21 protein-coding genes are annotated in these 26,500 nt (G+C 46.7%); 2 read left to right on the forward strand and 19 right to left on the reverse strand.

The genetic code is table 11. The annotated features are described in order from the left end of the window. Nucleotides 1-4: 4 nt before the first annotated feature. From rbsC to Ami103574_RS12980, 4 genes are all read right to left on the reverse strand, one after another. On the reverse strand, nucleotides 5-973 hold the full coding sequence (rbsC, locus tag Ami103574_RS12965; RefSeq protein WP_163067389.1) for a ribose ABC transporter permease: 969 nt from the start codon (nucleotides 971-973) through the stop codon (nucleotides 5-7). After that, on the reverse strand, nucleotides 970-2,466 hold the full coding sequence (locus Ami103574_RS12970) for a sugar ABC transporter ATP-binding protein (protein WP_163067390.1): 1,497 nt from the start codon (nucleotides 2,464-2,466) through the stop codon (nucleotides 970-972). Before Ami103574_RS12970 ends, rbsC begins: the two co-directional genes overlap by 4 nt. 12 nt (nucleotides 2,467-2,478) lie before the next feature. Beyond that, the gene (rbsD, locus tag Ami103574_RS12975) at nucleotides 2,479-2,886 is read right to left on the reverse strand and encodes a D-ribose pyranase (RefSeq protein ID WP_163067391.1); all 408 of its coding nucleotides are present in this window, start codon (nucleotides 2,884-2,886) and stop codon (nucleotides 2,479-2,481) included. 68 nt (nucleotides 2,887-2,954) lie between these two features. Continuing rightward, nucleotides 2,955-3,998 (reverse strand): LacI family DNA-binding transcriptional regulator, encoded by a 1,044-nt coding sequence (locus Ami103574_RS12980; protein ID WP_163067392.1) that lies wholly within the window; start codon nucleotides 3,996-3,998, stop codon nucleotides 2,955-2,957. 161 nt (nucleotides 3,999-4,159) lie between these two features. Here Ami103574_RS12980 and Ami103574_RS12985 point away from each other — a divergent pair, with 161 nt between their 5' ends. Continuing rightward, nucleotides 4,160-5,422 carry a YibE/F family protein gene (locus Ami103574_RS12985; protein ID WP_163067393.1) on the forward strand — a complete coding sequence of 421 codons (1,263 nt, stop codon included), beginning with the start codon at nucleotides 4,160-4,162 and terminating at the stop codon, nucleotides 5,420-5,422. Next, a complete protein-coding gene (locus Ami103574_RS12990) occupies nucleotides 5,416-6,168 on the forward strand; it encodes a YibE/F family protein (RefSeq protein ID WP_163067394.1) in 753 nt (250 codons plus the stop codon). The genes Ami103574_RS12985 and Ami103574_RS12990 overlap by 7 nt, the downstream gene beginning before the upstream one ends. Before the next feature lie 18 nt (nucleotides 6,169-6,186). Here Ami103574_RS12990 and Ami103574_RS12995 read toward each other — a convergent pair whose 3' ends face one another. The 15 genes from Ami103574_RS12995 to Ami103574_RS13065 all read right to left on the reverse strand — a co-directional run bounded on the left by Ami103574_RS12995 (nucleotide 6,187) and on the right by Ami103574_RS13065 (nucleotide 26,139). Next, a complete protein-coding gene (locus Ami103574_RS12995) occupies nucleotides 6,187-7,017 on the reverse strand; it encodes a class I SAM-dependent methyltransferase (protein WP_163067395.1) in 831 nt (276 codons plus the stop codon). A 346-nt stretch (nucleotides 7,018-7,363) separates the two neighbouring features. After that, the gene (locus Ami103574_RS13000; protein WP_163067396.1) at nucleotides 7,364-8,065 is read right to left on the reverse strand and encodes a cysteine hydrolase family protein; all 702 of its coding nucleotides are present in this window, start codon (nucleotides 8,063-8,065) and stop codon (nucleotides 7,364-7,366) included. Between the two features lie 143 nt (nucleotides 8,066-8,208). Beyond that, on the reverse strand, nucleotides 8,209-9,555 hold the full coding sequence (locus Ami103574_RS13005) for an APC family permease (protein ID WP_163067397.1): 1,347 nt from the start codon (nucleotides 9,553-9,555) through the stop codon (nucleotides 8,209-8,211). 342 nt (nucleotides 9,556-9,897) lie between these two features. After that, complete coding sequence (locus Ami103574_RS13010) at nucleotides 9,898-11,286, reverse strand: sigma-54-dependent transcriptional regulator (RefSeq protein WP_163067398.1); 1,389 nt, start codon at nucleotides 11,284-11,286, stop codon at nucleotides 9,898-9,900. Next, the gene (locus Ami103574_RS13015; RefSeq protein WP_163067399.1) at nucleotides 11,279-13,573 is read right to left on the reverse strand and encodes a sensor histidine kinase; all 2,295 of its coding nucleotides are present in this window, start codon (nucleotides 13,571-13,573) and stop codon (nucleotides 11,279-11,281) included. Before Ami103574_RS13015 ends, Ami103574_RS13010 begins: the two co-directional genes overlap by 8 nt. 36 nt (nucleotides 13,574-13,609) lie before the next feature. Next, nucleotides 13,610-14,920, reverse strand: a complete 1,311-nt coding sequence (locus Ami103574_RS13020; RefSeq protein WP_163067400.1) for a dynamin family protein — start codon at nucleotides 14,918-14,920, stop codon at nucleotides 13,610-13,612. 253 nt (nucleotides 14,921-15,173) lie between these two features. After that, nucleotides 15,174-15,656, reverse strand: coding sequence for a MarR family winged helix-turn-helix transcriptional regulator (locus Ami103574_RS13025; protein ID WP_163067401.1), 483 nt, complete (start codon nucleotides 15,654-15,656; stop codon nucleotides 15,174-15,176). Between the two features lie 14 nt (nucleotides 15,657-15,670). Beyond that, nucleotides 15,671-17,209, reverse strand: coding sequence for a DHA2 family efflux MFS transporter permease subunit (locus Ami103574_RS13030; protein ID WP_163067402.1), 1,539 nt, complete (start codon nucleotides 17,207-17,209; stop codon nucleotides 15,671-15,673). 13 nt (nucleotides 17,210-17,222) lie between these two features. After that, a complete protein-coding gene (locus Ami103574_RS13035) occupies nucleotides 17,223-17,882 on the reverse strand; it encodes an HlyD family secretion protein (RefSeq protein WP_163067403.1) in 660 nt (219 codons plus the stop codon). A 15-nt stretch (nucleotides 17,883-17,897) separates the two neighbouring features. After that, nucleotides 17,898-18,746 carry an efflux RND transporter periplasmic adaptor subunit gene (locus Ami103574_RS13040; RefSeq protein WP_163067404.1) on the reverse strand — a complete coding sequence of 283 codons (849 nt, stop codon included), beginning with the start codon at nucleotides 18,744-18,746 and terminating at the stop codon, nucleotides 17,898-17,900. A 239-nt stretch (nucleotides 18,747-18,985) separates the two neighbouring features. Beyond that, on the reverse strand, nucleotides 18,986-21,601 hold the full coding sequence (locus Ami103574_RS13045; RefSeq protein WP_163067405.1) for a DUF4127 family protein: 2,616 nt from the start codon (nucleotides 21,599-21,601) through the stop codon (nucleotides 18,986-18,988). 56 nt (nucleotides 21,602-21,657) lie between these two features. Further along, entirely contained in the window at nucleotides 21,658-22,812 is a 1,155-nt protein-coding gene (locus tag Ami103574_RS13050; RefSeq protein ID WP_163067406.1) for a toxic anion resistance protein, read from the reverse strand. 95 nt (nucleotides 22,813-22,907) lie between these two features. Further along, on the reverse strand, nucleotides 22,908-24,164 hold the full coding sequence (locus tag Ami103574_RS13055; RefSeq protein ID WP_163067407.1) for a 5-bromo-4-chloroindolyl phosphate hydrolysis family protein: 1,257 nt from the start codon (nucleotides 24,162-24,164) through the stop codon (nucleotides 22,908-22,910). 362 nt (nucleotides 24,165-24,526) lie between these two features. Then, entirely contained in the window at nucleotides 24,527-25,360 is an 834-nt protein-coding gene (mutM, locus tag Ami103574_RS13060; protein ID WP_163067408.1) for a bifunctional DNA-formamidopyrimidine glycosylase/DNA-(apurinic or apyrimidinic site) lyase, read from the reverse strand. 104 nt (nucleotides 25,361-25,464) lie between these two features. Then, nucleotides 25,465-26,139, reverse strand: coding sequence for a hypothetical protein (locus Ami103574_RS13065; RefSeq protein WP_163067409.1), 675 nt, complete (start codon nucleotides 26,137-26,139; stop codon nucleotides 25,465-25,467). Nucleotides 26,140-26,500: the final 361 nt, after the last annotated feature.

Raw genomic sequence — 26,500 nt, forward strand, 5'->3', positions numbered from 1 at the left:
AAGTTTATCTGGCTGCCTTCTGTTTTCTGTCCAGCAGAACAGCAAAGAGAATCACCGCACCTTTGGCTACATCCTGATAATACGAGGGCACTTGAAGCAGGTTTAAGGCATTGTTTAAGATGCCGATAATCAAAGCACCGATGGCTGTTCCACCGATAGTTCCTACGCCGCCAGCCATGCTGGTGCCCCCCAGCACAACAGCTGCGATGGCATCCAATTCGTAACCAGCACCGGCTGTAGGCTGTGCCGAACCCAATCGGGCCGTGACCAAGATTCCTGCCAAAGCGGCCAGCATGCCGGAAGCCCCATAGACAAACAACTTTACCTTATCTGTCTTGATACCGGAATAAACGGTGGCCTCTTCATTGGAGCCCAAAGCATAGATGTACCGTCCTGTGCGCAAATGGCGCAAGATGTAATAAGCGATAATGAAGACCACAATCATGATATAGATAGGGATCGGCAAACCCATTATATAGCCTGAACCAATCTTGCCAAAAATCACGCTGTCTGCACCCCCGCTGGTGCCGATGGGTCGGCCTTGGGTATACACCAAGGTAGCTCCCCGCAGGAGAGTCATGGTACCTAAAGTCGCAATAAACGGTTGTAATCGACCCTTACTGATCAACAAACCGTTCACTACTCCGATAGCCAACCCTAAGAACAAGGTAATGAGAATGGTCAAAACCAGGTCTGTGCCGGAAGCGATAAGGCTGGCCGCAATGGCACCACAGATAGCCAGAACAGATCCCACCGACAAGTCGATGCCGCCGATGAGGATAGCAAAGGTCATACCTGTTGCGATGACAGCATTGATAGAGGTCTGTCTCAGCACAGTCAGCAGGTTTCTCCAAGTAAAGAACTTGTCGCTCAATAAAGACATGGCGAGAACTAAAATCAGTAAAACAATCAATGGTTTATTTTTTTGTATTCTGTCTTTTACACTGCGGTTAGACATTCCTTTCAATTTCATGACACACCCTTCCCTACGGCTAAACTCATGATACTTTCCTGATTGGCCTCTTCTCGGTTCAGCATGCCGCTGACCCGGCCTTCGTGCATGACCAGCACTCGGTCGCTCATACCTAAGATTTCCGGGATCTCCGAAGAAATCATAATGATGCTGACCCCATCTTGCTTAAACTGATTAATCAGGTTGTAAATCTCCTTTTTTGCCCCTACGTCCACCCCTCTGGTGGGTTCATCCAAAATGAGGATGCTAGGCTTAGTGAAAAGGTTTTTAGCAATGGATACCTTCTGTTGATTGCCGCCGCTCAAATATTTTACCAGCTGTTTGGAGCCGCTGGCCTTAATAGATAAATCGTTCATATACGCCTTGCTGGCCTGCTCCTCCTTTGATCGGTGCACACGGCCAAGAAGTCCGCTGACCTGGCGTAGAGAGGCTAAGGTGATATTCTCTCCAATGCTTAAGCCTAAGACGATGCCATTCGTCTTTCGATCTTCGGACACGTAAGCAATTCCTGCCTGTAAGGCATCTTTGGGAGAGGCAATGTGAAGCTTTTGACCATGTAGCAGCAGCTCACCTTTGTTCATCTTGTAAATTCCGTAGATCGTTCTGGCCAGCTCTGTTCGGCTGGAACCCATGAGCCCTGCTATGCCAAGGGTCTCCCCCCGCCGCAGGGTAAAGGATGCCTCCTTGACAAACTGATTTTGCAGGCCTTTCACCTCTAGAATCACAGGGCCTACTTCTCCGCAAGACTTGGGGTACTGCTCTTCTAGCCGTCTGCCCACCATCATCTCGATGAGTTTCTCCTCCGTAACCTGAGGCACTGGCACTTCAGCCACCAGTTGCCCATCTCGGAGCACGGTAATGTCGTCACAAATTTCAAAGATTTCTTCCAGCCGATGGGATATGTAGACGATGCTGTGATTTTGGGCCTTTAAATCTCCAATAACGCGAAATAGCTTTTTTGTCTCAGAAATGGTCAAGGCCCCTGTCGGCTCATCCATAATGAGAATCTTCGCATTTAGGGATAGGGCCTTGGCAATTTCCACCAACTGCTGTTTTCCCACACTGAGATTATTAATCAGCTCTCTGGGATTTTCATTTAGTCCCAGCATGGCAATCCACTTTTCTGCTTCCCCATATAATTTTTTCCAGTCAATCTTACCAATCTTGTTGAGCGGTTCTCGGCCCAGAAAAATATTCTCCCCAATGGACAAATGCCCAATCAGATTCAGCTCTTGATGAATGATAGCAATGCCTTTATCCTGAGATTCCTTTGTGTTCTTAAAATCCACCTGTTGGCCGTTTAGTAAAACCTCCCCGGCCGTTCGCTGATAAACCCCGGTAAGAATTTTCATCAAAGTAGACTTTCCTGCGCCATTTTCTCCCAGAAGGGCCATAATCCGGCCTTCGTAGATGTTCAGGTTCACCTGATCCAGCACGGTAACGCCGGAAAACTCTTTGGTGATACCCTTCATGGTCACAATCTTGTTATACATGTTCCCCTCCATTTAGAAAACTACACCCGACACGAGAATCACGTTGGCGTAAGGGGTAAATTCCCCCGTACGGACAGCACATTTACAGCTTTCTGTCTGCTGTTTAAAGTCTTCGTGAGGCAGATATTCCACCTCCAGCCCTACCTGATTTTGGCTGCACAAGTTTAAAACCTCCTGATGAAGATCCTTGCTGGCCGTCCTCATCTCCTCCGCCAGAAAGATTTTTTCAACTTTCTGCTCTGCCAACACGGCTTCCAGCACCTGCATAAAAGAAGGGATTCCCTCTGATACCGCCAAATCAATGCGCTGGACCCCTTCTGCCACAGGGAGCCCTGCGTCGCCGATGACCAGGCTGTCCTTGTGTCCCAACTTAGAAATGCAGTAAGAGAGTTCTGAGTTCAGTAAAAATGTTTTCTTCATTGGATTGTACCTCTTTGATCTTTATAAAAATTTTTATGGAGTTATCTGTATTTTATTGAAAGATGTTTCTATTTTGTAGACTGGCGCACGATGAGCTCCGTAGGGAGAAACAAGGTGCTTTCCGCTGCGGTCTGCTGGCTCTCATTCTTTGTGTCCCCCTCCCCGCGGAGTTTTTCAATATGTCGGATAAGCATCTCCGCAGCCCGGTAACCCATCTCATAATTAGGCTGTTTAATAGTCGTCAGCGGCGGCTCCACCAAGCTGGCCAGATAAATGTCATCAAAGCCTACCAACCCCATATCTCGCGGAACAGCCAATCCCCATTCTTTCAACTTTTTAATCACGCCGATGGCAATCAAATCGTTTCCACAGAAGATGCCATCCATGGGGGTCTTTTCTTGAAGCAGTTGCTCTGCCGCCTCAATCCCCCACTGCATCCGGTATTCTCCTACCTTGACGTACCGATGCTCCGGTCCAATGCCCCAATCCTCCAGCGCCTGATGATAGCCTTCCAGCCGTCCTCTAGCCGTAGCGGTGGAAATGCAGCCTGCGATATAAGCAATTCGCCGATAACCCTGTTTCAGCATATACGAGGTGGCCTGATAGGCCCCCGCTCTGTTATCCACTAATACCCGGCCGATGACGTTCTTGTTATCATAATCCCGGTCGATGAGCAGCACAGGAACTTTACATCGAGCTAAACCGTCAAAGCCTTCCTCTCGATCAGCGGAATGGGCGGAAATAATCCCGTCCACCATCTTTTCCATCAACACGTGAATGTATTTATCTTCGCGTTTAATCTTGTCATCTGTATTGCAGTAAATGACGCTGTAGCCCAGCTGACTGGCCTTATCCTCCACCCCTCTGGCAATTTCCGGAAAAAAGGGGTTAACAATGTCTGGTATAATCAGTCCAATGGTCCTGGTCTGTCGAGTAATTAAACTTCTGGCCATGGTGTTAGGCGTGTAATTATATTTTTGTGCGATGCGAAGGATGTTTTCTCGAGTTCCTTCGCTAATTTTCTTATCCTTTTTGTTCAGCACCAAGGAAACAGTGGCAATAGAGACCTGAGCCTCTTCAGCGATTTCCTTAATGGTAATGCTCTTCTTCATAGCAATTCCTTTATCTCGCTTCGGTTAAACGTTTAACCTAATTCGTACATATATTTTACTTTAAATAACTTCAAGTGTCAATCGATTCCAGCACCTTTTGACAAGGTGCTGGAATCGAGCTATAATTTGTATATCTTTTCAAGAGGATGTAGGGAGAACGTATGAGAGAACGAAATAAAGAAACGGAACCAATCGGAGCACAGAAATCAGCTGGATTATGGCACCGATTTAGGCTGACCCATCTGACTGGCTCAGCTAAATTAGCTGGCTCAGCCAGCCTGACAAAACAATTTAAGCCAGCTGCTGAAAAGCTGAACATTACACCAGGCTTCTTCGTTAGAAATATTTTCATCTTGGCAGTCAGCCTGCTGCTATTTTTTCTGGTTTCAACGGATTATAACCTGTACCAGACCACTATCGTCCAAGTGACAGCCACAACAGATACTTATGTTACCAGCAAGCCATCGGCAGTAGGTCAGGAAGAGCGGTATTATCGACAGGACATACAAGGCACGGTGAAAAATGGGCCTTATAAAGGACAGCCTGCTGTTTTAGAAAATACTTATGGTGAATCCCTGGTATACGATGACAAATATGAAGCGGGGACCTGTCTTTTTGTAGACTACGTAACTGAAGACAACGACACACTCACTGGCACCATTTCTGGGGTAAAACGGGATCATTATGTGGCGGCAGCAGTCTTGCTGCTAGTGGATCTGCTGCTCATTGTCGGTGGGCTCCAGGGCTTCTTTACGGTGCTCTGCCTAACACTGAACATCCTGCTGTTTTACATCTTGCTTCGGCTTCAATACAGCGGAATGAACCTGCTTCTGCTGTCAGTCTTCATGTCGGTGCTTTTCTGTGCCGTGGTACTGTTCCTCATTCACGGACGAAGCTGGGCCACCTTTATGGCGCTGTGTGCCTCCCTAGCTTCCATCTTCTTTGTGACGGCACTTTCCTATTTGGTCATGCGCTGTACCCCAGCAGTGGATTATGAATTCTTAGAATATCTGATTCACCCTTATGAGCGTTCCGATGCGGACTTACTGTTCCTCTCCGAAATCCTCATGGGCTGTGCCGGAGCCGTCATGGATATCGCCGTGACGATTACCGCCTGTGCCTCAGAGCTGTTGCGAAAAGACCCGGAAATTTCCCGCAAGGCACTAATTTCCTCCTGTCGTCAAGTCAGTGAGGACATAACCGGCACCATGATCAATGTGGTCTTTTTCACCAACGTGTCTGCTTGTATTCCACTGTTTGTCTTATCCATGCAGAATGACATTCATTTTCTCACGGTACTCCACTACCAGGTGTTTTTTGAAGTAGCTCGATTCCTTACTGGCAGTATCGGCACAGTCGCGGCCATTCCCTTTTCCATTCTGGCCGTCTACCTGCTTCACGGAAGGAGGGCTGCCGCATGTTAATAGTACTGCTTATTATCCTCATGGCTGCCATTCTCTTGATTGGCGGCGAGCGAACAGCTAAGTCCCTGGTTACCCTGGGCTTTAACAGCCTTCTGCTGCTGTGTACTATTTTCGCTATCAACCGGGGACTCCATCCCCTGCTGTGTACGTTGACGGCTTGCATCCTCATCAGCTTAGTGACTCTTTTTTATCAAAATGAAGTCAATATCAAAAGCAAACTGGCTTTCGCCGCTGTACTGCTGGTTATTGCCCTTATGCTGCCAGTGATCTTCCATCTGGTATCGCTGTCCAACATCCAGGGTTTTCCCGTAGACCAGCTGGCGATCCAGGACTCTAACGGATATTCCAGGAATATTCACCGGAACATGGTGTACATTCAAATATCCGTAGTTTTGATGGTCTTTATTGGTGCTATCATCGATACGGCCCTAGCGGTGGCTTCTGCCCTCTATGAGGTCCACCTGAACAATCCCGGTCTATCCAGAGGGCGGCTGTTTCAGTCTGGTATTCATATGGGCCGGGATATTCTCAGTTCCACAATCAACACCTTGTTTTTCATCTACATCGCAGAATATCTCACGTTGTTCATTCAGTTTATGAACGATTCCACCTTTGCTCAGATGATTAACTCCAAGCAATTCTGCCAAGAGTTTCTTTCCATTACCCTAAGCGGTGCAGGCTGCATCCTGATTATTCCCGTGGCCGCTTTGCTGGGAGCTTTGCTGTACGGACGAGAACACCGCTAATTGAATTGTAATTCGCTGTTATTTGTGCAAGAGAACCGCAATAGTCGGGCTATCTTTTGCATAAGGTTTCCCTGTCACGTCACCGAATACGTCAACCTTGTTAAAACCGGCTTCCTGTGCTTCTTTTATGAGCATTTCCAAGGTGAAGCAGCAATTCCAGATACAATATTCTCTGATTGTTTGGTCCGTAAGGACAAGGGTCTGTTCTAATGTCACGTGGCCGGGGTACTTATACTGTGCATTTAATGAAAGATATTTTTCTGCACTCCAGAAACCACCCTCATCATGGACTGCCCAGTTCGTTGTTTCCTGAAACTCATTGTACGTTATGATGGAAAATACATCGAATAAAAGCTTTCCACCTCTTTTTAAACTGTGGTATATTCTTTGCAGTATATCCCTTCTATTTTCAGTGGATAAAGCCCCATAATCACAGTAAATAAACGTGGCCAAATCAAAGGTCTCGTTAAAATCCATTTTCAGATAATCCTGCGAGAGATAAGTTATATCTAATCCGTGTTCCTCCGCGGATGCCTTGGCATACGCGATGGATCTCTTTGAAAAATCGATTCCAGTCACTTTATATCCCGCTTTACTGAACCTTTCAGCATATAGACCCGGCCCACAGCCAAGATCTAATAAGTGGCGGTATTGGGCAGGTGGGGTCATCTCCTGAATCCATTTTACAGACTGCTCAATAAAACTCCATTTTCGGCTTGCTCCTTCGTAATCTGGATTCAGATGAGCTTTAAGCATATACTTTGAAATATGTTCGTCATCCCAGAAGTTGACCTCACTTTGCTTATAAAGAGTTGGACGCTGCAAACACCTAAAAATATTGTTGTACATAAAGATCCTCCTTTGCATTAATCAAATAAAAAAAGCCGTAGAATTTACTCTACGGCTCATCTTGTTTACGTGAAAATCCGTTTAAGAGTAAAATAGAATCAAACAGCAGGTATAAAAACAGAACCGCTAAACGGTTGCTCTACACCTATTGAGTTGATTTTATTCACTCTTTTCCAGCCGCGCCTACACCACCGATTCTGTGGTATCCAACCCGCCGGACATTCATCACCTTTTCATTCAAATTATGTCTTTATCTTATACGCTGATGCTTTGGCTGTCAACAGAGATCTGCACTAAACCAGGGCATTGTTTGACTTAAACAATACCCTGCTTTGACAGTTCAATCTTATTTCAGTTTACCTTCCAGTACCGCAATCGTCTCTTCTGTAGACAGTACATTGCAGTACAGATTATTCATGATTTTCAGCTCTGCATCGTGAAGTTCCATACAAGCTGCCGCACAGGCATCTTCCACACAGATAACTTTAAAGCCGTCGTCTGCCAAGCCTCTCACGGTTCCTGCTACGCACTGGTCGGTGACAATTCCGGTTACCACCACTGTCTCAATACCCAGATTACGGATTAAACGAGAATAATTGGTACCAGAAATCACGCTGTCCGTCGTCTTGTTGACCACAATCTCACTAGGCAGCGGTGCCAGCTCGTCAATCATCTCTGCTTCTTCGGAGTTGACATAGAGGAAGATGCCATTCCAGCCTTCGGTCTTCTGCACCGGAGTCCGGTCTTCTCCGTCTGGTCTCAGGCAGGCGATTCGACCAAAGGTCACCGCCATATCCTTCTCTCGGAAATACTCCAGCAGCTTCACATTATTAGGAATAACGATGTCATCCAACCGATCGTGGAAAGGCAGCCACCGTTCCCATTCTCCCATTTCTCGGAAAGTGATCGATTCACCAATCTCTCTGGAGACAAATTCTTTCTGCATATCTACAATCAGCAGCGCCGTCTTTTTCGGGTCTACGATAATGTCAGGCCATTCGGTCATCGTTTCATAATAGTAAGATATATACTTTGGATTCGGTTTCATGGACATCCTCCTTGTGATTCCTGTGCTGTATTTTTTCATGCACGTCAATTTATACTTTATACTCTTGTAGCCGGCTTCCCTCTCAGGAACCTCTCTTGAATCAAGCTGCGGTACAACTACCGCAATATAAGGGTTTCTCAGGCTTATTCCTCATAGATTTTAGGTTTAATTTTAAAGCCCTTCGTGGATATAGCAGCGAAGACAAAGCCAATCAGCAGCCAACTGAATCCTACTACAAAGGCCAGCTTAGACAAATGAATCCACAGATAGCCGCAGATTAAGAAGCCCAAGGCAGGCAAAATTAAATATTTAAATACCTTCTTCTCTTTCTTGCGGAAGTAGAAATAAACAATTACGGACAGGTTTACACACATAAAGCCAAAGAGTCCGCCGAAATTCATCAATTCTGTAACCAGCGTTAAATCCAGCAACAGGGATCCTACGATACCAACCACGCACATAATCAGAATGTTCCACACTGGGGTCTGGAATTTCGGATGCAGGTAGGTAAAAAATTTCTTTGGCAACACCTCATCTCGGCCCATGCCGTACATCAATCTAGCGGCACTGGACTGACCAGCGATACCTGCTGTAAAGGTAGAAAGAATGACAGCAAAAGTATACAGCCCTGCCATCAGGGTACCCCCTGCCAACTGTGCTACTTCAAAGAGTGCTGTGTCCGTACTTTCAAAGGACATGTAGTCCGGCCACACGAGCTGAGCTACGTAAGCCTGCACGACGAAAATCATGCCCCCTGCCAAACAGGCGATAATAGCAGCCCGGCCAATATCCTTTTTCGGCTGGACGGCTTCCTCTGCCATGGTGGTAATGGAATCAAATCCCAAGAAGGAGAAGCAGGCTAATGCTCCTCCGGCCACCAACAAGTTCACATTGGTCACACCTGGATTAAAAAATGGCTTAGCGGAAATCAGGGTTCCCTCTCCTGCGCCTCCGAGAATGGCTTTGGCACAGACAGCAATGAACATAATAACGATGGCGCCCATAACCGCCACCAATATGAGGTTTGTCTTAGCAGCCATCTGTACACCAATGCAGTTGACCACCGTTACTACGCCAGCGATGATCAGCACCCAAACGAAATACGGTACCTCTGGCACCGCCGCATTAGCGTAAAGGGCCCCCGTGATGAATACAATCAGCGGTACCAGAACGTAGTCTAGATAGATGGCCCAGCCAGCAAAAAATCCCAAATGATGATTGATACCCTTCTGGGTATAGGAATACGTGGAACCGGCCACCGGAAAAGCGCCGGCCATCTTACCGTAGCTGGTCGCTGTAAACAGCATGGCTACCATGGCAATCAGGTAAGCCATAGCCAAGGTTCCCCCCGTAGTCTGGGATGCGTTGCCGTAGATGTAAGCCGGCGCGATAGGGGTCATAAAGGCGATGCCGTAAATGGCCAGGTCTTTCAGCTTGAGCACTCGTTTCAACTGCTGGGGTGAATCGGCATTTTTGATTTGCTCACTCATGAAAATTCTCCTCTCTCTTAAAAAACTGAATAATAGCGATTAGAAAAAAGCTTTTTACTGTCTATATAAAAAGCAAATTTCATGCCAAACTCTATTTATTTTCGTTCTTTGAGATAATAAGGGAATTTTCATCAATGGACAGGCAATGCCGTATTTAATAAAAGCAAAGCCGTTAAGACTGATAATACGCGTTTCCGGGTCTTCCCACAGCTCCAAGGCGGGGCTCAGCCGAATGTTTATAAATCACCCGGCTGGCTTCCGATGGAAGTTTTAAATCAGCGGTACTTTCAACCTCTAGTGCTACCTTTTCAGCCCATGTGCTACCTTTTCGTAGCATCTAGCTCAATGACTTTGTTTGTCCACGCCTAGTTGTTTCATCTTGACTTGCAGGTTCTTACGGGCAATGCCAATTTGGTCAGCAGTAGCGGTCACGTTGCCATGGTTCTGCCGGAGCATTTCCGAAATAAACTGGCGTTCAAACTGATTTCTGGCAGTCCGCAAATCCGTAGAAGAAAAAACAGAAGCGAAATCAGTGGCCTGAGGCGAAACCAGATTTTCAGTCCCTTGACGAAGTTCCTCCGGCAGCATCGCCTCGGTTATAATCTCCCCATTGGAAAAGACAATCAACCGTTCTGCCAGATTCTTCAGTTCCCGTACATTGCCTCGCCAGGAATATCGGAGCAACGCGTTTTTAGCCTCCTGACTGAGGTTCACTCTTGGCTTGCTCATTTCATCCGCATAGTAATCCAGATAATAGATTAAGATTGGTAAAATATCCTCTGTCCTCTGTCTCAGAGGAGTGGTGGTCAACGGCACCACATTTATACGGAAGAACAAATCCTCCCGGAAGCTGCCTTCTGCAATGGCTTCTTGCAGATTCTTGTTTGTTGCACAAACCAGCCGAAAGTCCACTTGGATGGTCTTGGTCCCCCCCACCCGTTCAATCTCTTTCTCCTGCAAAACCCGCAGCAGTTTGCTCTGGAGGGAGTACGGCATGTCACCAATCTCATCCAGAAACAAGGTTCCCCCTGCGGCCATTTCAAAGCGGCCCTTTTTGGCAGCGATGGCTCCCGTAAAAGCGCCCTTTTCATGACCAAACAATTCGCTTTCCAATACGCTTTCCGCCAGAGCAGAGCAGTTTACCTTAATTAGCGGACCGTCCCTGCGCTCGCTATTGCAATGAAGTAAATTGGCAATAATCTCCTTCCCCGTCCCGCTTTCCCCTGTTATGAGCACACTGGAATTGGTGGGGGCAATTTGAGCAATCTGCCTCTTTAACTCTTCCATAGAGCTGGAACAGCCAACTACGGCCAAGCCTTTAGTCATATCCTTCAATTGAGTCCGCAGCTGGGCATTTTCTTCATGAAGCCTCAAAAACTCCTCTGCCTTTTGAATGTTCAGCAGCAGTTGGTCAATCTCCACTGGTTTAATCATGTACGTGTATGCTCCATTTTCCATGGATTCCACGGCCCCTGTGATAGACCCCTCTCCCGTGAGCATCATCACCAGCTGATCTGGATTTTTCTCCTTAATTCTTTTTAAGACCTCTACTCCATTCATCTCCGCCATGACTACATCTAAAATAACCATGTGAAAGCTCTCCGTCTCCAAGCGCTTCAAAGCAGCCACCGGATCTGTACAAGTTTCGACGGCGTACTCTCTGGAGGAAATAATCTTACTGTAAATATTCAAAAAACTGGCATCATCGTCTATCATCAATATACTATACACGGACGTCTCCCTCCACATTGTTTTCTTCCGGCCCACCAGGCAACAAGATTCTCACCTCTACTCCATCCGGTTGATTTGTGACCTTAATACTTCCCCGGCTTCGAATCACTTCTTTATAAACCAGCCACAGTCCCAAGCCCGTACCTTTTTCTTTTGTGGTGAAAAATGGCTCAAAAATCTTCCCTAAGTTTTCTTCCAAGATTTGTGTACCGGTATTGCGGAAGTATACACAGACATTTCCTTCTTGGGTATAATTGGCCTGAATGGTCAATTTGCCCCCCTCTTCCATGGCCTCCAGGGCGTTGGTCATAATATTTAAAAAGATGTTCTTAAGAGAATCACTGTTGCCGAACACATTGACTGGTTCTTCTCCCGTGTTCAGCTGAACACTGATACCTTTTCGTACACATTCCTGCCGCACCAGCATATACAACTGGTCCAGCAACTTTCGACTGTCATGTAATCGGCTTTCTCCCCAGGAGGATTTGGAGAAATCCAGCATGTTGTAGACAATTTTTTCTGCCCTGGCAAGATTGGCATCCATCTCTCCCATGATTTCCTCCCATTCCTTGCCATCAGCACCGCCTTTCAATAGAAAGGAAGCCCCCTTGATTACAGCAAGAGGTGTTTTTAACTCGTGGGTTACACCGGCTACCATCTGACCGATAACGGCCATCTTCTCCGATTGAAACAGCTCTTTTTCCATGAGCTTCTCTCCCGTAACGCTCTTTTCAAAAACCACGATTTCCTTTAACTTGCCTTCTTCATCCAACACGGGATAACTGGCCACCTCAAAAATATCTCCGCCGCAGGCCACCTCCGATTTATGCTTATTCAGCAATCTCGCCGTGTCACCCACAGGACAGTTTCGGCAAGGCTCCTCCTGCCCTCGAAGGATTTGATAGCAGCATGCCAGGCCCCCCTCCTCCAGTCGGCCCTTATTAATCTTCTTAATGCCATAATCTCCATCTAAAATCATCATCGTATCATCGATACTGTTAAACACCGATTCCAGTTGATTCTTACTGTAAATCAATTCTCCCGTGTACTGCCCCAGCTTCTGCCCCATACTGTTAAAAGCAGAGGCTAGCATCCCCACCTCATCTGAGGTGTCCACCGGCAGCGGCACCAAATTGCCCTGATCCATTTTCTTTACATTTTCTGTGAGCTTGAGAATGGGGGCGATAATTCGCCTGGACAGTAAAGACCCCAAAATGCTGACCAGAATCAGCAGAATAAATAAGACAGCCCAGACTCCTACCGTCAGGTATTCCCGGCCTACCGAATATTCTTCCTTGTCGATTTCAATGCCCACAATCCAGTCGATGGTGTCCAGCCGCTCAAAGACCACCGCCTTTTTGCGACCTTCGGCATTGAAGCTGACCAAACCAGACTTATCGGCCTGCATGGCCTTTAAAAGCTGCTTCCGCACCGGACTTTCCTGATAATTTTCAGCATAATTAATCTGAAAGGTGTCACCCATGTTCCCTTTGATTGCTTCCATATAGGGATGATACACGACTCCGCCGTTTTCATCGATAATAAAGGCGAATCCGCTGTCTCCAATGCGGAAGTCCACAATGGACTGCACCAGCTTGTCCAGAATCACATCAGCACAGACTACACCTCCCGAGGTGCCATCCTGCCGGTAATAAGACTGGGAGCAGGTGATAATCCAGCCGTTTCCGCCGTAGTCGTAATATGGCTTGGTCCAGTTCGCACTGTTCAAATTGTGAGGCTGATTAGCGATGGTGTAAAAGGGATCCGTTCGCTGATCGTGGTCTGGGGCAAAAATCTGGTTGTCCAGATATGGGTATACCCGCATAAAGCCTCTAGCGGTGACCGTATACACATACGCCAGCTCTCCGTTTTGCCGAACCATGCTGGCCATGGCTGGAACCATGGCTTCGGTCTGGATAATCTCTGTAGCGATTTCCTCTGTCAAAGGAATATGACTGGGGAGATAGGTGCTCGTCTCTTTCCCGGAAGCTTCCAGCACATTTTGTCTGTTTCGCTGGTAGTCAGCCGAAAGCTGGGCAGAATCCACCGGATAGTGAGCCGTCTCCTGGGCCCACTGGGCCAGATTGTTCACTTCGCTTTCCACCTTCTGCAGGTCTTTTTTCATGGTCTGCATCTTTTCTGAAATAATCATATTCAGGCTGTCTTCTAAGCGTTCCTCTTCAAAAGACTGCACCATATTGATTAAAATAGCGGTAAAGATGGCAAAAGGAATAAGGCTGATAATCAGCACCGTGACAATAGTCTTTTTTACAAAGGAATTTCTCATGTTCCTGCCCATTCCTGGCTCAACGAGCCCTCTCTGCTAAAGTCGATTCTTCAAGTCCCTCAGCTGCCGGTTCAGTTTATTCAAGTCTTCCATCCGTCTGGCTACGGTGATTGTATTCTTCTCTCGGTACATGAGAATCAGATTCAAGGTACTTTCCATCTCCTGGCACAACTGCTGGACCTGACTCAAAAACTTATTCTTTAAGTTTTCCAGACTGTCTCCAGAAGCGGCTTGCTGGTATCCCTCTCCCAGATCCAGTTCGGCCAGTTCATAATGATATTCCAAGCCAAAAAGTTCCTTTGCCGAAGCAGACAGCTGCTTCTTCATCCGGTTCAACTCCAACTCCAGCAGATTGGAGGCATCGACATAGCGGCCTGCATCACCTGCCTCGTCCAAATTTAAGGCAGCCTGCCGGCCCTGTTCCTGTAGCTGATTCAAAACTTCCGTCATCTTCCGAAATCGCAAATCCATTTTGCCGATTGGCATTTTTAGGGCTGTCCAATACAGATTTAGTCGAGACAAAGCAGATCCTAAAATGTCTTTTAGTTTCCTGGCCGCAGATTCCTCCAGAATCTCCCGGACAGAAGTCTGACAATCCTCTTGAAGGCGGTCTGTCAGTTCTGCCAGACCTGTGCCAAATTTAGCACTCACTGGAAAAAGGGAAACCTGATCGACTTCCATGAGGCTGCACAATAGCTTGCGGCAATAAGCTATATAAGCGTCTAAATCTTCTGGGTCCACCTGATCAATCTTGTTCACGGCAAAATAAAATTTAGCGGCATGCTCCCTGGCATTTTGTAAAAAATCAATCTCAATTTGATTGATGGGGCTGTCCACAGAAAGCATAAAGATAACCGCATCGCTTTCCTTGACAAAGGCATAAGCCACATCTGAGTTATGCTGATGAGCAGAACCGACTCCCGGAGTATCCACAAAGGTTACGCCGCCCTCTAAGAAAGGCGCCGGCGTATGCAGGCTCACCGAGGAGACACATAGCCGATTCCCGGGGTTTTCTTGTTCGTTAATATAAGTTGGCAGCTGCTCCAAATCGATGGGCTGAATAATCCCATTATCAAAGTGTACTGACGCCGACGGCTCTCCATATTGAATCCTGGTCACCACGGAAGTTACCGGAACGATGCCCACCGGCAGCAGCTTCTCCTGCAAAATGGCATTGACCAACGTGCTCTTGCCCCGTTTAAACTGGCCGATGACAGACACGGTCATTTCCTGGGCCTCCAACTTGTGACGAAGTTTCTCTACCCGGGCTGCTTCCTGTCTGCATATTTCTGAACTATCTAGTAATTCCTGAATCTTATTTGTTATATCCATCACTGAATCCATCATATATTTAGCTCCTATCTAATTTCTGCCTCATACCATACAGACTGCACCGCTGACGACTTTCCCAACATGCCCCCACAGCGAACCCGCATAATATATTCTCTATTCTTCCACATATAGTGTACCACATTCCTCATTCCGGAGAAACCACAAAACCTTCTCCGCTAAAAATCCCCGCCCACGCGTCCATAAGAGGAGCATCGGCGGGGATTCCTTTATTCATTTATAGATTGTTTTTTCATTCCGATTTGATCGTTCATTTCAATTCTGGTTCTGATTCGGATTTTGCTTTCTGCACAATCTGGCAGATTTTCTCCAGGCCCTTGGTCACCAGCTCTAAATCCTCCTCTGGGACGTTGCGAATCAAGTCCGTCATCAACTGTCGCTTGATTTCCAATAAATTGTGGCGTTGTGCAAAATCAGGAGATAAAAAAATCTTTACACTTCTACGGTCTCCCGGTGCAATCTCCCGGATGACATCTCCCTGTCCTACCAGCCGATCCACCATGCCGGAAACCGTACTTTTGGACAGGCTCAGCTTATCGCTGAGTTCCTGAAGGCTGAGGCCTGGATGTTTCTGGAGTACAAAGGCTAAAAACAGCTGTGGCCCAGTAAACCCAAACTGCCTGGCTTTTTCAAAGGTATAATCTCCCAGCTCTTTACGGGCAGTCTTCAGCAGCCGAGCAATTTGCTCCGCTGATTCCACCAAGGGATTTTCCTCTTGTTTCTTTGTGTCCATCATCATCTCATTCCCTAAACCTTAAAAATTTCCTTTTGCTTCTGGGCCCTCAACAGGAATACCAGCACCACAGGAATTAATACAGTGACCACTGTAAACGCAATCGTGTAATTGATGGCATCCAGATAAGCCTGCTTTTGTAAGACCCCGGCGATAGCACTGATAGCAGATGCCTGGGCATCAGCAGTAGTCATGCCCGAAGTCAGATAAACAGCTTGTATCTGTTTTATTGTACCAGCTACTGCCTGATTTGACAAGGTCACGTCTTCCGCCAATCGAGCATAATTGCTGTTGGTTTGAGTCGTCATCATGGTTGCGACGATGGTGACGCTGATGGAACTGAATATGTTTCGCAGGGTATTGGTCAACGCCGAGGCTCTGCCTGTCAGGTTCAAGGGCACTGCATTCATGCCCACCGTATTAATCGGCATCATGGCTAACCCTAGGCCAATTCCCCGGATAAAAGACACCATCATAATCGTGCCGTTGGCCGTATCCGCACTTAAATACGTCAGATGGTAGGAGCCCCACAACAAGATAAACAGCCCCGGTATGGTCACCACTTTAGCCCCGAACTTGTCAAAGATTGCCCCGCTTATAGGCATGGTAATGGCCGCCGCAATGGCTGAGGGCAGCATCACCAGACCACTCTGCATAGCAGACAAGCCTTTGACATTTTGCAGATACAAAGGAAGAATGTAGCTGCCGCCCATAAGTGCCATCACCAGTACACAGCTGATAATCTGGCTCAAGGCATAATCATACAGTTTCAGCACCCGCAGGTCCAACAAAGGATTGGGGTGAGTCAGTTCGTTAATAACAAATAAAATCAAACTGAATATACCGATGGTCAGCAGGATGGGATAATGAATCTCCTTCCAGCTCAAGGTAGACCATTTCCCTACCACATATAAAGTACAGACGATGCCTACCACCGAAGTGATAAAACCAATTAAGTCAAAATTTCCTTGATAAGGCTTCTTCTCTCCCTCCCGGAGCAGCAGAAAGGCAAAGATAATACCGAAGATGCCGATAGGTACATTGATGTAAAACAGCAGTCGCCAGTCCAGGTTGGACAAGATGTATCCCCCCAAAGTAGGGCCCAAAGCCGGAGCTGCCATAGCTGCCACCCCCCAGATGCCCAGGGCCTTGCCCCGTTCCTCTACCGGAAAAATGGCAAAGACGATAGACATGCCCACCGGGCTCATCAGTCCGCCGCCGATGGCCTGAATTACCCGAAATAAAATCATAACGCTGTTGCTCCAAGCCATGCCCGACAAGGCGGATCCTACTGTAAACATGGTCAAGGCGATAATATATAACTTCTTAATGCCGATGGTGTCGCTTAAAAATCCAGTCAAAGGAACCACGGCTCCCATAGCTAAAGAATACGCCGTCACCACCCAGGTGATATCCGACAGGGTAACACCAAACACGGACATCATCTTTGGCAGCGCCAGGTTGATCAGGCTGCTGCTCAAAACACTCATAAAAGTTCCAATCAGCACCACCGACAAAGCCAGCCATTTGTAAAGCTCATCATTCTTCTTCAAGGTTAACCACCCCTTATCGAATGTGAATCTTGATTACGGCATTGGTACCCAGCAGAAGCCCATCGTAATTCTGACCCTCATCAAAGACAATTTTCACTGGCACTCGCTGAACCACCTTGGTAAAGGTGCCGCTGCTAGCTCCGGACAGAAGGGAAAAGGCAGAATTAGCTGCTTTTCCAATCGACTGAATCTGCCCCGTCATCTTCTGACCGTCCAAAGCATCTACGGTAATGTCCACCTGCTGGCCCACCTGCAACTTAGCCACATCGGTTTCCTCAATGTTGGCACTTATGTATAACTTAGCCGGATCAGCCATCATAATTAAGGTCTGACCAGTAGACACCAATTCTCCAGGGGTTGCCTGTTTTTTCAGCACAAACCCCGAAATAGGGGAACGAATAACCGACTGTTCCAAATTAATATCAGCCAAACTGCCCATCTCCTGACGGCCAATAATCTGATCCTCTACCAAGGTCTGTCCTTCTTCTACATTGAGCTCCAACAACTTCCCAGTCATCTGAGGAGAAACCTTTACCATATCCCCCGTTACCTTAGCATCTTCTGTCGTTACGAAGAAACTGCCCTGATACCAATAATAAATGCCGATGCAGCTCAAGGCCACCAGCATGGCGCCCACCACGGACCCCAGCAGCACTTTTCTTTTTGATTCCATATTTATTCACCAGCCTTATTCATCTAATGCAATCTCAGCAAACATCCCGACTTTGACAGCAGCATCATTCTCCAACATGTTTACCTTCACTAAAATATTCTTATTTTGGGCATCTACCACAGAATCCACCAGAGACACCTGCCCGGCAAAAAGCTTATCTGGCAGCTCTGAGATGCGGATAGTCACCTTCTGCCCCTGCTGTACCTTGTCGGACAATCTAGCTGGCAAATAAGCGCTGATATACGTCTTATCCGGATTGACGATGGTCATAAGCGTTGCTCCCGACGAAGCCATTTCCCCCGGATTAATCTTCTTTGCTGTAACTGTGCCAGATACAGGAGCCACAATGACACCATTGGAAGAAGTAGCGTTAATCAGGGCCAGACTAGCCTGTGCCTGCTTCAGCTGAGCTTGTGCTGTGTCCAGCTGTTTCTGTGCACTCTCCATGGCTTCCTTGGAAACCATATCAGACTGATACAACTCCTGCGTTCGGTTGTAGCCGCTCTGAGCGTTAGTCAAGTTAATATTGGCCATATCAATGGTGGACTGCGCCTGACTCATCTGAGCCGGCACTTCCTGCATATCAATTCGCCCCAGAACCTGTCCCTTGGTTACTACGGAGCCTACATCTACATTTAGCTCAGCAATTTTGCCCGAGGCTTTCGTGGATACATCTGCGCTCTCTACAGCGTCCACCTTCCCCGCCATCAGATAAGCCAACTGCGCCGTTGCTTGTTTCGCCTCGACGTCCTGACTAACCGACGGAGATTTTGTCTGTATGATAGATCTTCCCAAGAATATCAGAAGAATTGCTATAATCATGCAGCCTGCTATAAGCAGTATTTTCTTGTTTAGTCTTTCCATATTAGTCCCTTTCCTCGTCTCTTTTAGTTCGTATGCGAACTGTTCTTATACATACTAGACCTCTTGTGAGAAAAAGTCAAATATTATTTTTTCTACTTTTTGGCGACCCTTTTGAAAATTTATCATCAAAAATAAAACAAGTCCGAAAGAAAGCAATCAGCTTTCTTTCAGACTTGTTGATTTTATCATATTTCTATTTTTAAGAAGGTTCTCGTAACCTTGCGCCCTCTGGAAGCGCCTTACTGAAGCAGGGAAAGTCTTTTTAGCATGGCCGCCACTTCCGCTCTGGTGGCCGTACTCTTAGGTGCTAAAAGCGTCCCGCCGCTGGTTCCTGTCAAAATGCCAGTTCGGCAGGTCCAGTCCATAGCCTCCCGCAGCTCCGGCTCAACAGCAAATACATCCGCATAGCCGTAGACTCCCGTTGAGCTGCCACCCTCCATGTCCAATCCGGCAATTTTACCATACTGCCAGAGCATGTGCGCCAGCTCCTCTCTGGTGAGGGCTTCTCCTGCACCGAACAGCCCCTGGCTGTTCACCGAAGAGATACCCTTTTCCAGCGCCCAGGCCGCAGCAGGCTCATACCAACCCTTTACATCTGCTGGAAGAGCAGTGTTCTTTGCCGTCGGTTCCCCCGCCATCTGATAGAGGGCATAGACCATCATGCCTCGGGTCATGGGACTAGATGGCTGGAAGGTATTGCTGCTGGTACCGCTCATAAGCCCCTTTTCATAAGCGTACATAACATAGTCAAAATACCAGGCTGACAAATGCACATCCACAAAGAGGGAGGCCGCCTTGTCGGCATCCATCGTCAGCACCGCGGTAAAAAAGTTCGGCATCGCATTGGTGGCAAAGGTCACCTGCCCAGTCTGCTTGTTATAGATTACCGGCAGCTTCTGCAGCTTGCCGTTTTGATCCATGTAATATAAGTCGTAAGAATATGTCAGCTCACCTGCTGCTGGAATATAAGGCAGATCCACAGTCAGGGCGTCCTTGACCCCTTTTAAGGTGATGTCGCTAAGCTTCACGCCGATGTCAAAGTGAATCTCATAGGTTCGGAAAAACGGGGCGGAATAATTGCTCAGGTTAATCTTGCCGATAATCCCACATTCGCCATCTAAGCCCTTGAAATACCGACAACCGGTGAGATTATCCACGATATCCCCCACCGTCACGTTGTACTCTGAGGTTTTCAGCATGTTTTCCAAGGCGGCATTGACTGTTTTTACTTGTTCATCGCTCTGGTAAAAATTGCTGGTAGACCAGCCGTTACTGGTCAAGTAATCGTTAAATAAAGTCTTTCCGCCTCCTCGAATGTAGCTGATATCCTTTTCATAGGAGAAAATCAGCCCTTTTAGAAAGGCAATGTCTGCTGTATCGCTGCTGTTATCTCTGCTGTGCAGGTACAAATACCGAGAAACACCGTTGCACAAGGCAAGGCCGATAGAATTTCCCACCGTTCCCCAGCTGCTGTAAGCCAGCAGCATACTCATCTCACACTCTCTGGTCATCCGGTACTCCAAGTTGCCGCTGTAAGCCGAAGGTGCCGAATTAATAACGATAGTTGGGATGCCCTTGCTGATGTTGCCATTAATATAGTCGATAGCCTGGTCGATATATTTAGAATTCAAAATAGCTGTGGAGGGTGAAGTCAGCACGACGATTTCAATATCCGCTTTCTTGCGGTCTACTAAGTTGATACCGATGCTCTCCAGATGCTTTTCCAGATTTTCTTTTACCGTCTCCATATCATATACTGAGCCCGAGCCCGAGCTTTCTGTATTGCCGAAATAGGTGGCGGATGCATTAACATTGTACCCGTAGTAATCAATCATCAGGTTCAGCACGGCCATCATCCCCAGTTCATCAGCCCCAGAATAAATCAGGCCCCGTCCATCCAGTTTTTTCTTCAGATAGTTAACCTCGTTGGTCTGAATGGTGTTCTGGGGGTTAGAATCATCGATTCCAATGAAGTATTTCATCCGCCCGGCTCCATCCATAGAAAGCAGATAGTCGATAAGCTTCAGCTTCCGCTCCCGGGTTTTTAACGAGTGATTAATTTCTTTGGCATAGACAGAGTTATTCGCCAGCTTGCCGCCCTTTTCGCTCTTGGTGTAGTCGGCGATGATATTCTTCACCGTCAAATCTCGGCTCTTTAGCACGTACCGCCCCTGTAGGTTATACTGACGCATTGCATTGTATGTATTCAAATCTGCCCCTTGATAGCCTACCGTACAAGTAGCTAGTCGGGCCACCGTATCTACAATATAGACCTGATTGTTCTGAGACAGCTCCACCAGCTTGTCAATCATCTGATATTCATCACTGTAGCTCCCACCATACAACGTCCGTGAATTGACCAGTCCCCCGGAGAGCAGCTGATCCAGAGAAATGACGAAGTAATCGGTCTTCTGGTCCATCTCTTCAATCCAGGCCATCAGTTTTTTACTGTCTCCATAAGGCGTTCCGTTGGAGTTCAGCGGCTGGCCGTCCAATCGGGTCGCGCATAAATCCTCCTCCGGCATAATTACCTGAAATCCAGCAGATTCTGCTTCATAGATTACCCGGTCTACATTTACCGGTCGGTTGTCCAGTGGCACATAAGCCAGCACCGGTTCCTTTCCGGTGTTGGAAATAGCCGGGCCCGTGGCGTTGCTCAAATCAATAGTAGTAAGCGCCGAAGTGGTAACGGCGGCTGTTTTCTCCGCAGCTTCTGTGGTGATTGGGCTGGCATTAACCTCCGCGGCGGCAGCTGGTTTGTTCGTCGTATCCGCCCAAGCGGTGACGGCTCCTGCCGGTATCATCGTCAATATCAGGGCTGCGCAGAGCAGCCAGCTCAAAGCTTTCTTTTTCATCGTCCCTATCCCTTCTGTTCGTCATTGCTGTTTTAAAATTTGCTAAATTGCACCGATTATTTGCGAATATCCAACAGTTTTTGTTTTAGCTCGCCCTCCAGGCGATTTAGCTCCGTTTCCGCCTGGGCTCGCTTCTGACGGCCTTCCTCCTGGATTTTTGTCACTTCTTCCAAGGTAGAAATTAAGCTCTGATTGGTGCTGACCAGGGTCTCCATGTCCACAATCCCCCGCTCTGATTCTCGGGCAGTATCAATAGAAGCCATTTTTAGAGTATCTGCATTCTTTTTCAATAATTCGTTCGTCATATCTGTTACCGTGCGCTGGGCCTGTGCCGCTTGCTGAGAGTTGGCAATCCCCAGAGCCAACACCATCTGACTCTTCCACAGTGGAATGGTGTTAACCAAAGTGGATTGAATTTTGTCAGACATAAGGGTATCGTTGTTCTGAACTAAACGAATCTGAGGTGCCATCTGAATGGAAATCATCCGTGTTAGTTCCAGGTCATGAAGCTTTTTCTCAAAACGATTGCACAAGGCTGACAGGTCGTTGGCTGCCTGAGCGTCTTCCGGCAATCCGCTGTTTCTGGCTTTTTGCTCCAGAGCCGGTAATTCCTGCTGCTGCACCTGCGCCAGCTTCTGCTTCCCTGCCAGGATGTACATAGATAATTCCTTAAAATATACCTTGTTCATATCGTACATTTTATCCAGCATAGAGATATCCTTTAACAGCTGAATCTGGTGTCCTTCCAAAACAGTACAGATTTTACTCACATTCACTTCTGCCTTCTCATACTTCACCTTCATGGAAGCAATCTTGTTAGCCGAACGCTTAAAGATTCCCAAGAACCCCTTCTCCTCGTCGGCATCAAAGCTTTTCAACTCCAGAACCACATCCGATAAGGCCCCGCCGATTTCCCCTAAATCCTTGGTCCGCACATTGCTTAAGGCTGTCTCTGAAAAATCAGCAATCTTTTTCTGGGCACCGGAACCGTATTGAAGAATCAAATTGGAATTGCTCAGCTCAATCTTCGCTGCAAAGTCGTTCACCAGTTTCTGTTCTTCTGCCGTCAACGGCGTTTCCTGAATAGCCGGCTGCTGCTCAGGGCTCTCCACCATTTGAGCCAGTCCTGCTGCATCGGCACCTTCTTCTGGAAAAGGTTCTAGCGTCAGCGTAGGTGCCAGTATATCCATATCTTTTAGATTTTCACTCATACAATCTTCCTCCCTTTTTAATACATGCAACTTATCTGCACACATCGTATCTATTTTTTCCCTTATCTTTTATAAAAAGGCTGTTCTCAACCTCATCAAAGGCCACCAGATATTCCGCCGGGTCCTTTCATCTCGTTCTCGGTCAGTCCTTCCTGGGCTAAAATGGTTTCCAAAGCAGAAATATCGGAAGAGATATCCAAAATATCGGTCTGCATCAACTTTTTCAACAAATTCTGATAGGCTAAATTGATGGTATCCAGCGTCCCCTTAATCTCTTTTTTCATCTCTTCCACGTCAGCCATAGCATGTTCATCAAACTGCTGGTAAGCTTTGACCAGCTTTAAGGTGATCGGCATATAATAACACATAAACTTTCGGATTTCCGGCAGTTTCTCTGGATGTTCTTCCACATAATCAAAGATTTTTACGGTTACCAGCTCTAAATTATCCAGTTTCTGGGAAATTTCAAGCTCCGGTAAGGCATCATTGGCAGCCTTGATGGTCTGAATATAGCTCTTTCCCTCCATTATGGTCTCCCGCAAAGCCTGATGATCCGCCCACTTTTCTTGTTCTTGTTTCTCCACCTCCTGCCGTTCCTTGGCACTCTTAGCACTTTCTAAATACTGACAGTAGGTCTTGTAATCCGTCATTAGACAAGTCTCTTGTACATCCAAGTATCCCTCTTTAAACACACCTGCTTTAATCATCTTCCGCAGGTCCTGAATGATGTACTTGGACTCTTGTCCAGTGGCCACAGCCAGCTCCTCGATGGTACAGAAGCTGCGCCCGCTCAGTACCGCTTGGTATTGTTGGAACCTGCGTCGTCTGCTTTTCAGTTGAAAGCCCTTTGAGGTCAGCCACAAACTAAAAACAAAAGGAATTCCCGGCAAGAAACTCAGTATAGACATAGCCCCAAGCTTCCCCACAAATATCCCAGCACCTAAAAATCCGATCACCAACAGCCCTGACACCATGCTTCCTAAAATCCCCAGCACCACAAACAAGGTGCTGGTCCAGGCCCCCTCCTTTTTGGCAACCTTAGAAAGTGGTGTTAATCGCGATGGGTCAAAAGCCTTTCCTGCCATCCCATTTGTGCCTGCCATAGGCCGGTCCTTGGAGAGCCGAGGAAAGGCGTCATCATCCTGAGGGCTCCCATAAAAAGGCCCGCCTCCCATGTTGAAAGGGTCCTGCCCAAAAGAGCCTCTGCCCATGCCAAAGGGCCCTTGGCCAAAAGAACCGTTCATGGTCCGATTGATAGTTCGCTTCAAATCGTGAAACTCTTGGTTGTTCAATACTTTTCGGACAGTCCGGCCAATCTCTTCTCCAAAATCTATAAAATTGTCGTTTTTCATACTCCCCCTCCGCCAATCTTTATTTTACAGCAACGCTGTCTTAATCCTTCCTTGCAGCAACGCTGTTCCAATCCTAGGACTCATTATAATACGCAAGCCACGTCGCAGCGTATTTCAATGAATCCTCCCTTGCAGCAATGCTGTCTTAATCCTAGGATTCATTATACCACATCCACCAATCTCCGTCTGCCCTTTTTCACAAGGCGTTTCCCTGACCTGGAATGAAATTATTTCCATAAAAAGAACCAATCATTGCAAGAGACATACTCCTGAATCATTGGTTCCCGGCCTTGGTTTCTAAAATTATATAGTTCCCCTGATTGTACAGGAATTAAATTCTCTTTCTAGCACTCAAAGGCCGTCTAATCTCTCTCCCTTTGGCAGGCTGGACAAAACACGCTGCTTCGCCCGCTGATGACTGTTTTGTAAAGAGAAGCGCCGCAAATAGCACAAGGTTCACCGGCATGCCCGTAAACCTGTAAATACGGTGCGCTGCGGTATTTTCTCCCCTTGGTTTTTAGGTATTCCTCTGGGGTAATTTCGTTCTTTTCGATGAAGTATAAAAGCCGTTCTGGAATAGCAGCAGCAAGACGCTCCCAGTCTACATCGGCCAAGGTATTGGCCGGACGGTTGGGGCGAATATTTACAGCAAAGAGGATTTCGTCCGCATAGATGTTCCCAATCCCTGCCACCACCTGCTGGTCCAGCAGACATTCCTTGATTGTTTTCTTTCGTGAAGCACAGCAGGCTTTTAAATATTCTCCAGAAAAGCTTTCTCCAAAAGGCTCCGGTCCCAACTTCTCCATACCCGTGCAGATATCAGCTTCCCCCGCAGGAAGCAGCCAGAACCGCCCAAAGCGGCGGGTATCAATAAAGCGCAGTTCCTTTGCCCCCTCCAGCTGAAAAACTACGTGGGTATGCTTTTCTATCATTTCCTCTGGCGGCGTTAAAAGCAACGAGCCTGTCATACGTAAATGAAGTACAATCCGGTCTCCGCTTTGAAGTAAGATTTGCAAAAACTTCCCTCGCCTCTCCATTCCATGGATTCGCTGTCCTACCAACTCATCGCGAAACTGCGCCGATGTTGGCTGGGCTATCACTTCCGAGCGTTTGACCATAACCCCCTCTATTTGTAAGCCGCTGATCTGCGGCTCTAAAACTCGTTTTACTGTTTCCACTTCTGGCAATTCTGGCATGATAACACCTCCTTTCAGTTATAAAATAATGAATCCGCTTAAATTGGCACTCAAGAATAGTAAAGCAATGTTTCTAAAAGTTCGCAATCAGTTATCCTGCACAATTATTCGTTAAAAAACCAAGCAAGCAACTTGCATCGTCTTTTCTTCTCAGGCTCTTCCTCGCTTTCTTCACCTCGTTCACTTTCAGGCTTCCAGCGAGTTCTATAGTATAGTTTATCAGGGCCGATTGTCTTGTCTGAGCGTTCCAGCCAGAACTCAGGTGCCTGTGGGAAAAAGACAATATCTATAAATGCAATAAACAGAGACATAAGATTTATATCTTCCACTAGACTCTCATCAACATTTAAATGATATGTATTTCTCTCCGCGACAGTCAATTCCTCCTTTTGTACTAGAGCGCTTTGTACATCATTTTTTAAAATAGAAATATAATTATTACTGTGCAAATATAGCTCATATATCTCATTCTCCATCTCTATAATGCTATATGATTTCCAAAGTGTAGTTCTAGTTCTACCACAATATATCCCTTTATGATAGAATTTGTATGGAGGAAACACACCTATGCCTAAAATCAATTCCCAAAACGGTATATAAGTTAAGACTTTCAGCCACCAATTCTCCTGTTTTAATTCATACTCGATTTCATTTTCCTTATTAAAGGCTGTCAGTTTTTTTAAGGCATAGCCCAATGTATATTCAGCTTCTGCACGATATATATCACTTTCATACGTATATTTTTTTAACTTTAAATGCCTGACAAAAGTGAGCTTCATTGTTCCCCCATCTCTTTTTAATCAACAATACTCCAAGTAATTCCGTAACCAAAGAAATTGTCTCTTTTCTTCTATAAACGTATCTTTCATAACCGAGCCTATGTTGTCAGCTAATTGTACCACATCTTTGTGCATCGAACAAATACCAGCTATTTTTATCGTAATTTAGCTACTTACTGACCCATATAGTCTTTTTAGTGCCCGGATTCCTGCCTGTATAATAGGTATAAGAAGATACCTGTTTTCTACAAGATATATTTATACAAAAAACCGATGACTGTAATCCCCTGTCTCGTCAATCATCGGTTCTAGTCCTTTCAATCCAAGCCTTTTTCAGTAAGTTTTCTCTTCATGGTAACTA

The sequence above is a fragment of the Aminipila butyrica genome (assembly GCF_010669305.1).
GTDB classification, from domain to species: domain Bacteria; phylum Bacillota; class Clostridia; order Peptostreptococcales; family Anaerovoracaceae; genus Aminipila; species Aminipila butyrica.

Excerpts from the sequence above, each read along its gene's own strand:
- Ami103574_RS13055 (WP_163067407.1), bottom strand. The coding sequence starts at position 24,164 with ATGAAAAACGACAATTTTATAGATTTTGGAGAAGAGATTGGCCGGACT.
- Ami103574_RS13000 (WP_163067396.1), bottom strand. The coding sequence starts at position 8,065 with ATGAAACCGAATCCAAAGTATATATCTTACTATTATGAAACGATGACC.
- Ami103574_RS12970 (WP_163067390.1), bottom strand. The coding sequence starts at position 2,466 with ATGTATAACAAGATTGTGACCATGAAGGGTATCACCAAAGAGTTTTCC.
- Ami103574_RS12995 (WP_163067395.1), bottom strand. The coding sequence starts at position 7,017 with ATGTACAACAATATTTTTAGGTGTTTGCAGCGTCCAACTCTTTATAAG.
- Ami103574_RS13040 (WP_163067404.1), bottom strand. The coding sequence starts at position 18,746 with ATGGAAAGACTAAACAAGAAAATACTGCTTATAGCAGGCTGCATGATT.
- Ami103574_RS13025 (WP_163067401.1), bottom strand. The coding sequence starts at position 15,656 with ATGGACACAAAGAAACAAGAGGAAAATCCCTTGGTGGAATCAGCGGAG.
- rbsC (WP_163067389.1), bottom strand. The coding sequence starts at position 973 with ATGAAATTGAAAGGAATGTCTAACCGCAGTGTAAAAGACAGAATACAA.
- Ami103574_RS12980 (WP_163067392.1), bottom strand. The coding sequence starts at position 3,998 with ATGAAGAAGAGCATTACCATTAAGGAAATCGCTGAAGAGGCTCAGGTC.
- Ami103574_RS13065 (WP_163067409.1), bottom strand. The coding sequence starts at position 26,139 with ATGAAGCTCACTTTTGTCAGGCATTTAAAGTTAAAAAAATATACGTAT.
- Ami103574_RS13045 (WP_163067405.1), bottom strand. The coding sequence starts at position 21,601 with ATGAAAAAGAAAGCTTTGAGCTGGCTGCTCTGCGCAGCCCTGATATTG.
- mutM (WP_163067408.1), bottom strand. The coding sequence starts at position 25,360 with ATGCCAGAATTGCCAGAAGTGGAAACAGTAAAACGAGTTTTAGAGCCG.
- Ami103574_RS12990 (WP_163067394.1), top strand. The coding sequence starts at position 5,416 with ATGTTAATAGTACTGCTTATTATCCTCATGGCTGCCATTCTCTTGATT.
- Ami103574_RS12985 (WP_163067393.1), top strand. The coding sequence starts at position 4,160 with ATGAGAGAACGAAATAAAGAAACGGAACCAATCGGAGCACAGAAATCA.
- Ami103574_RS13005 (WP_163067397.1), bottom strand. The coding sequence starts at position 9,555 with ATGAGTGAGCAAATCAAAAATGCCGATTCACCCCAGCAGTTGAAACGA.
- Ami103574_RS13020 (WP_163067400.1), bottom strand. The coding sequence starts at position 14,920 with ATGATGGATTCAGTGATGGATATAACAAATAAGATTCAGGAATTACTA.
- Ami103574_RS13035 (WP_163067403.1), bottom strand. The coding sequence starts at position 17,882 with ATGGAATCAAAAAGAAAAGTGCTGCTGGGGTCCGTGGTGGGCGCCATG.
- Ami103574_RS13015 (WP_163067399.1), bottom strand. The coding sequence starts at position 13,573 with ATGAGAAATTCCTTTGTAAAAAAGACTATTGTCACGGTGCTGATTATC.
- Ami103574_RS13050 (WP_163067406.1), bottom strand. The coding sequence starts at position 22,812 with ATGAGTGAAAATCTAAAAGATATGGATATACTGGCACCTACGCTGACG.
- rbsD (WP_163067391.1), bottom strand. The coding sequence starts at position 2,886 with ATGAAGAAAACATTTTTACTGAACTCAGAACTCTCTTACTGCATTTCT.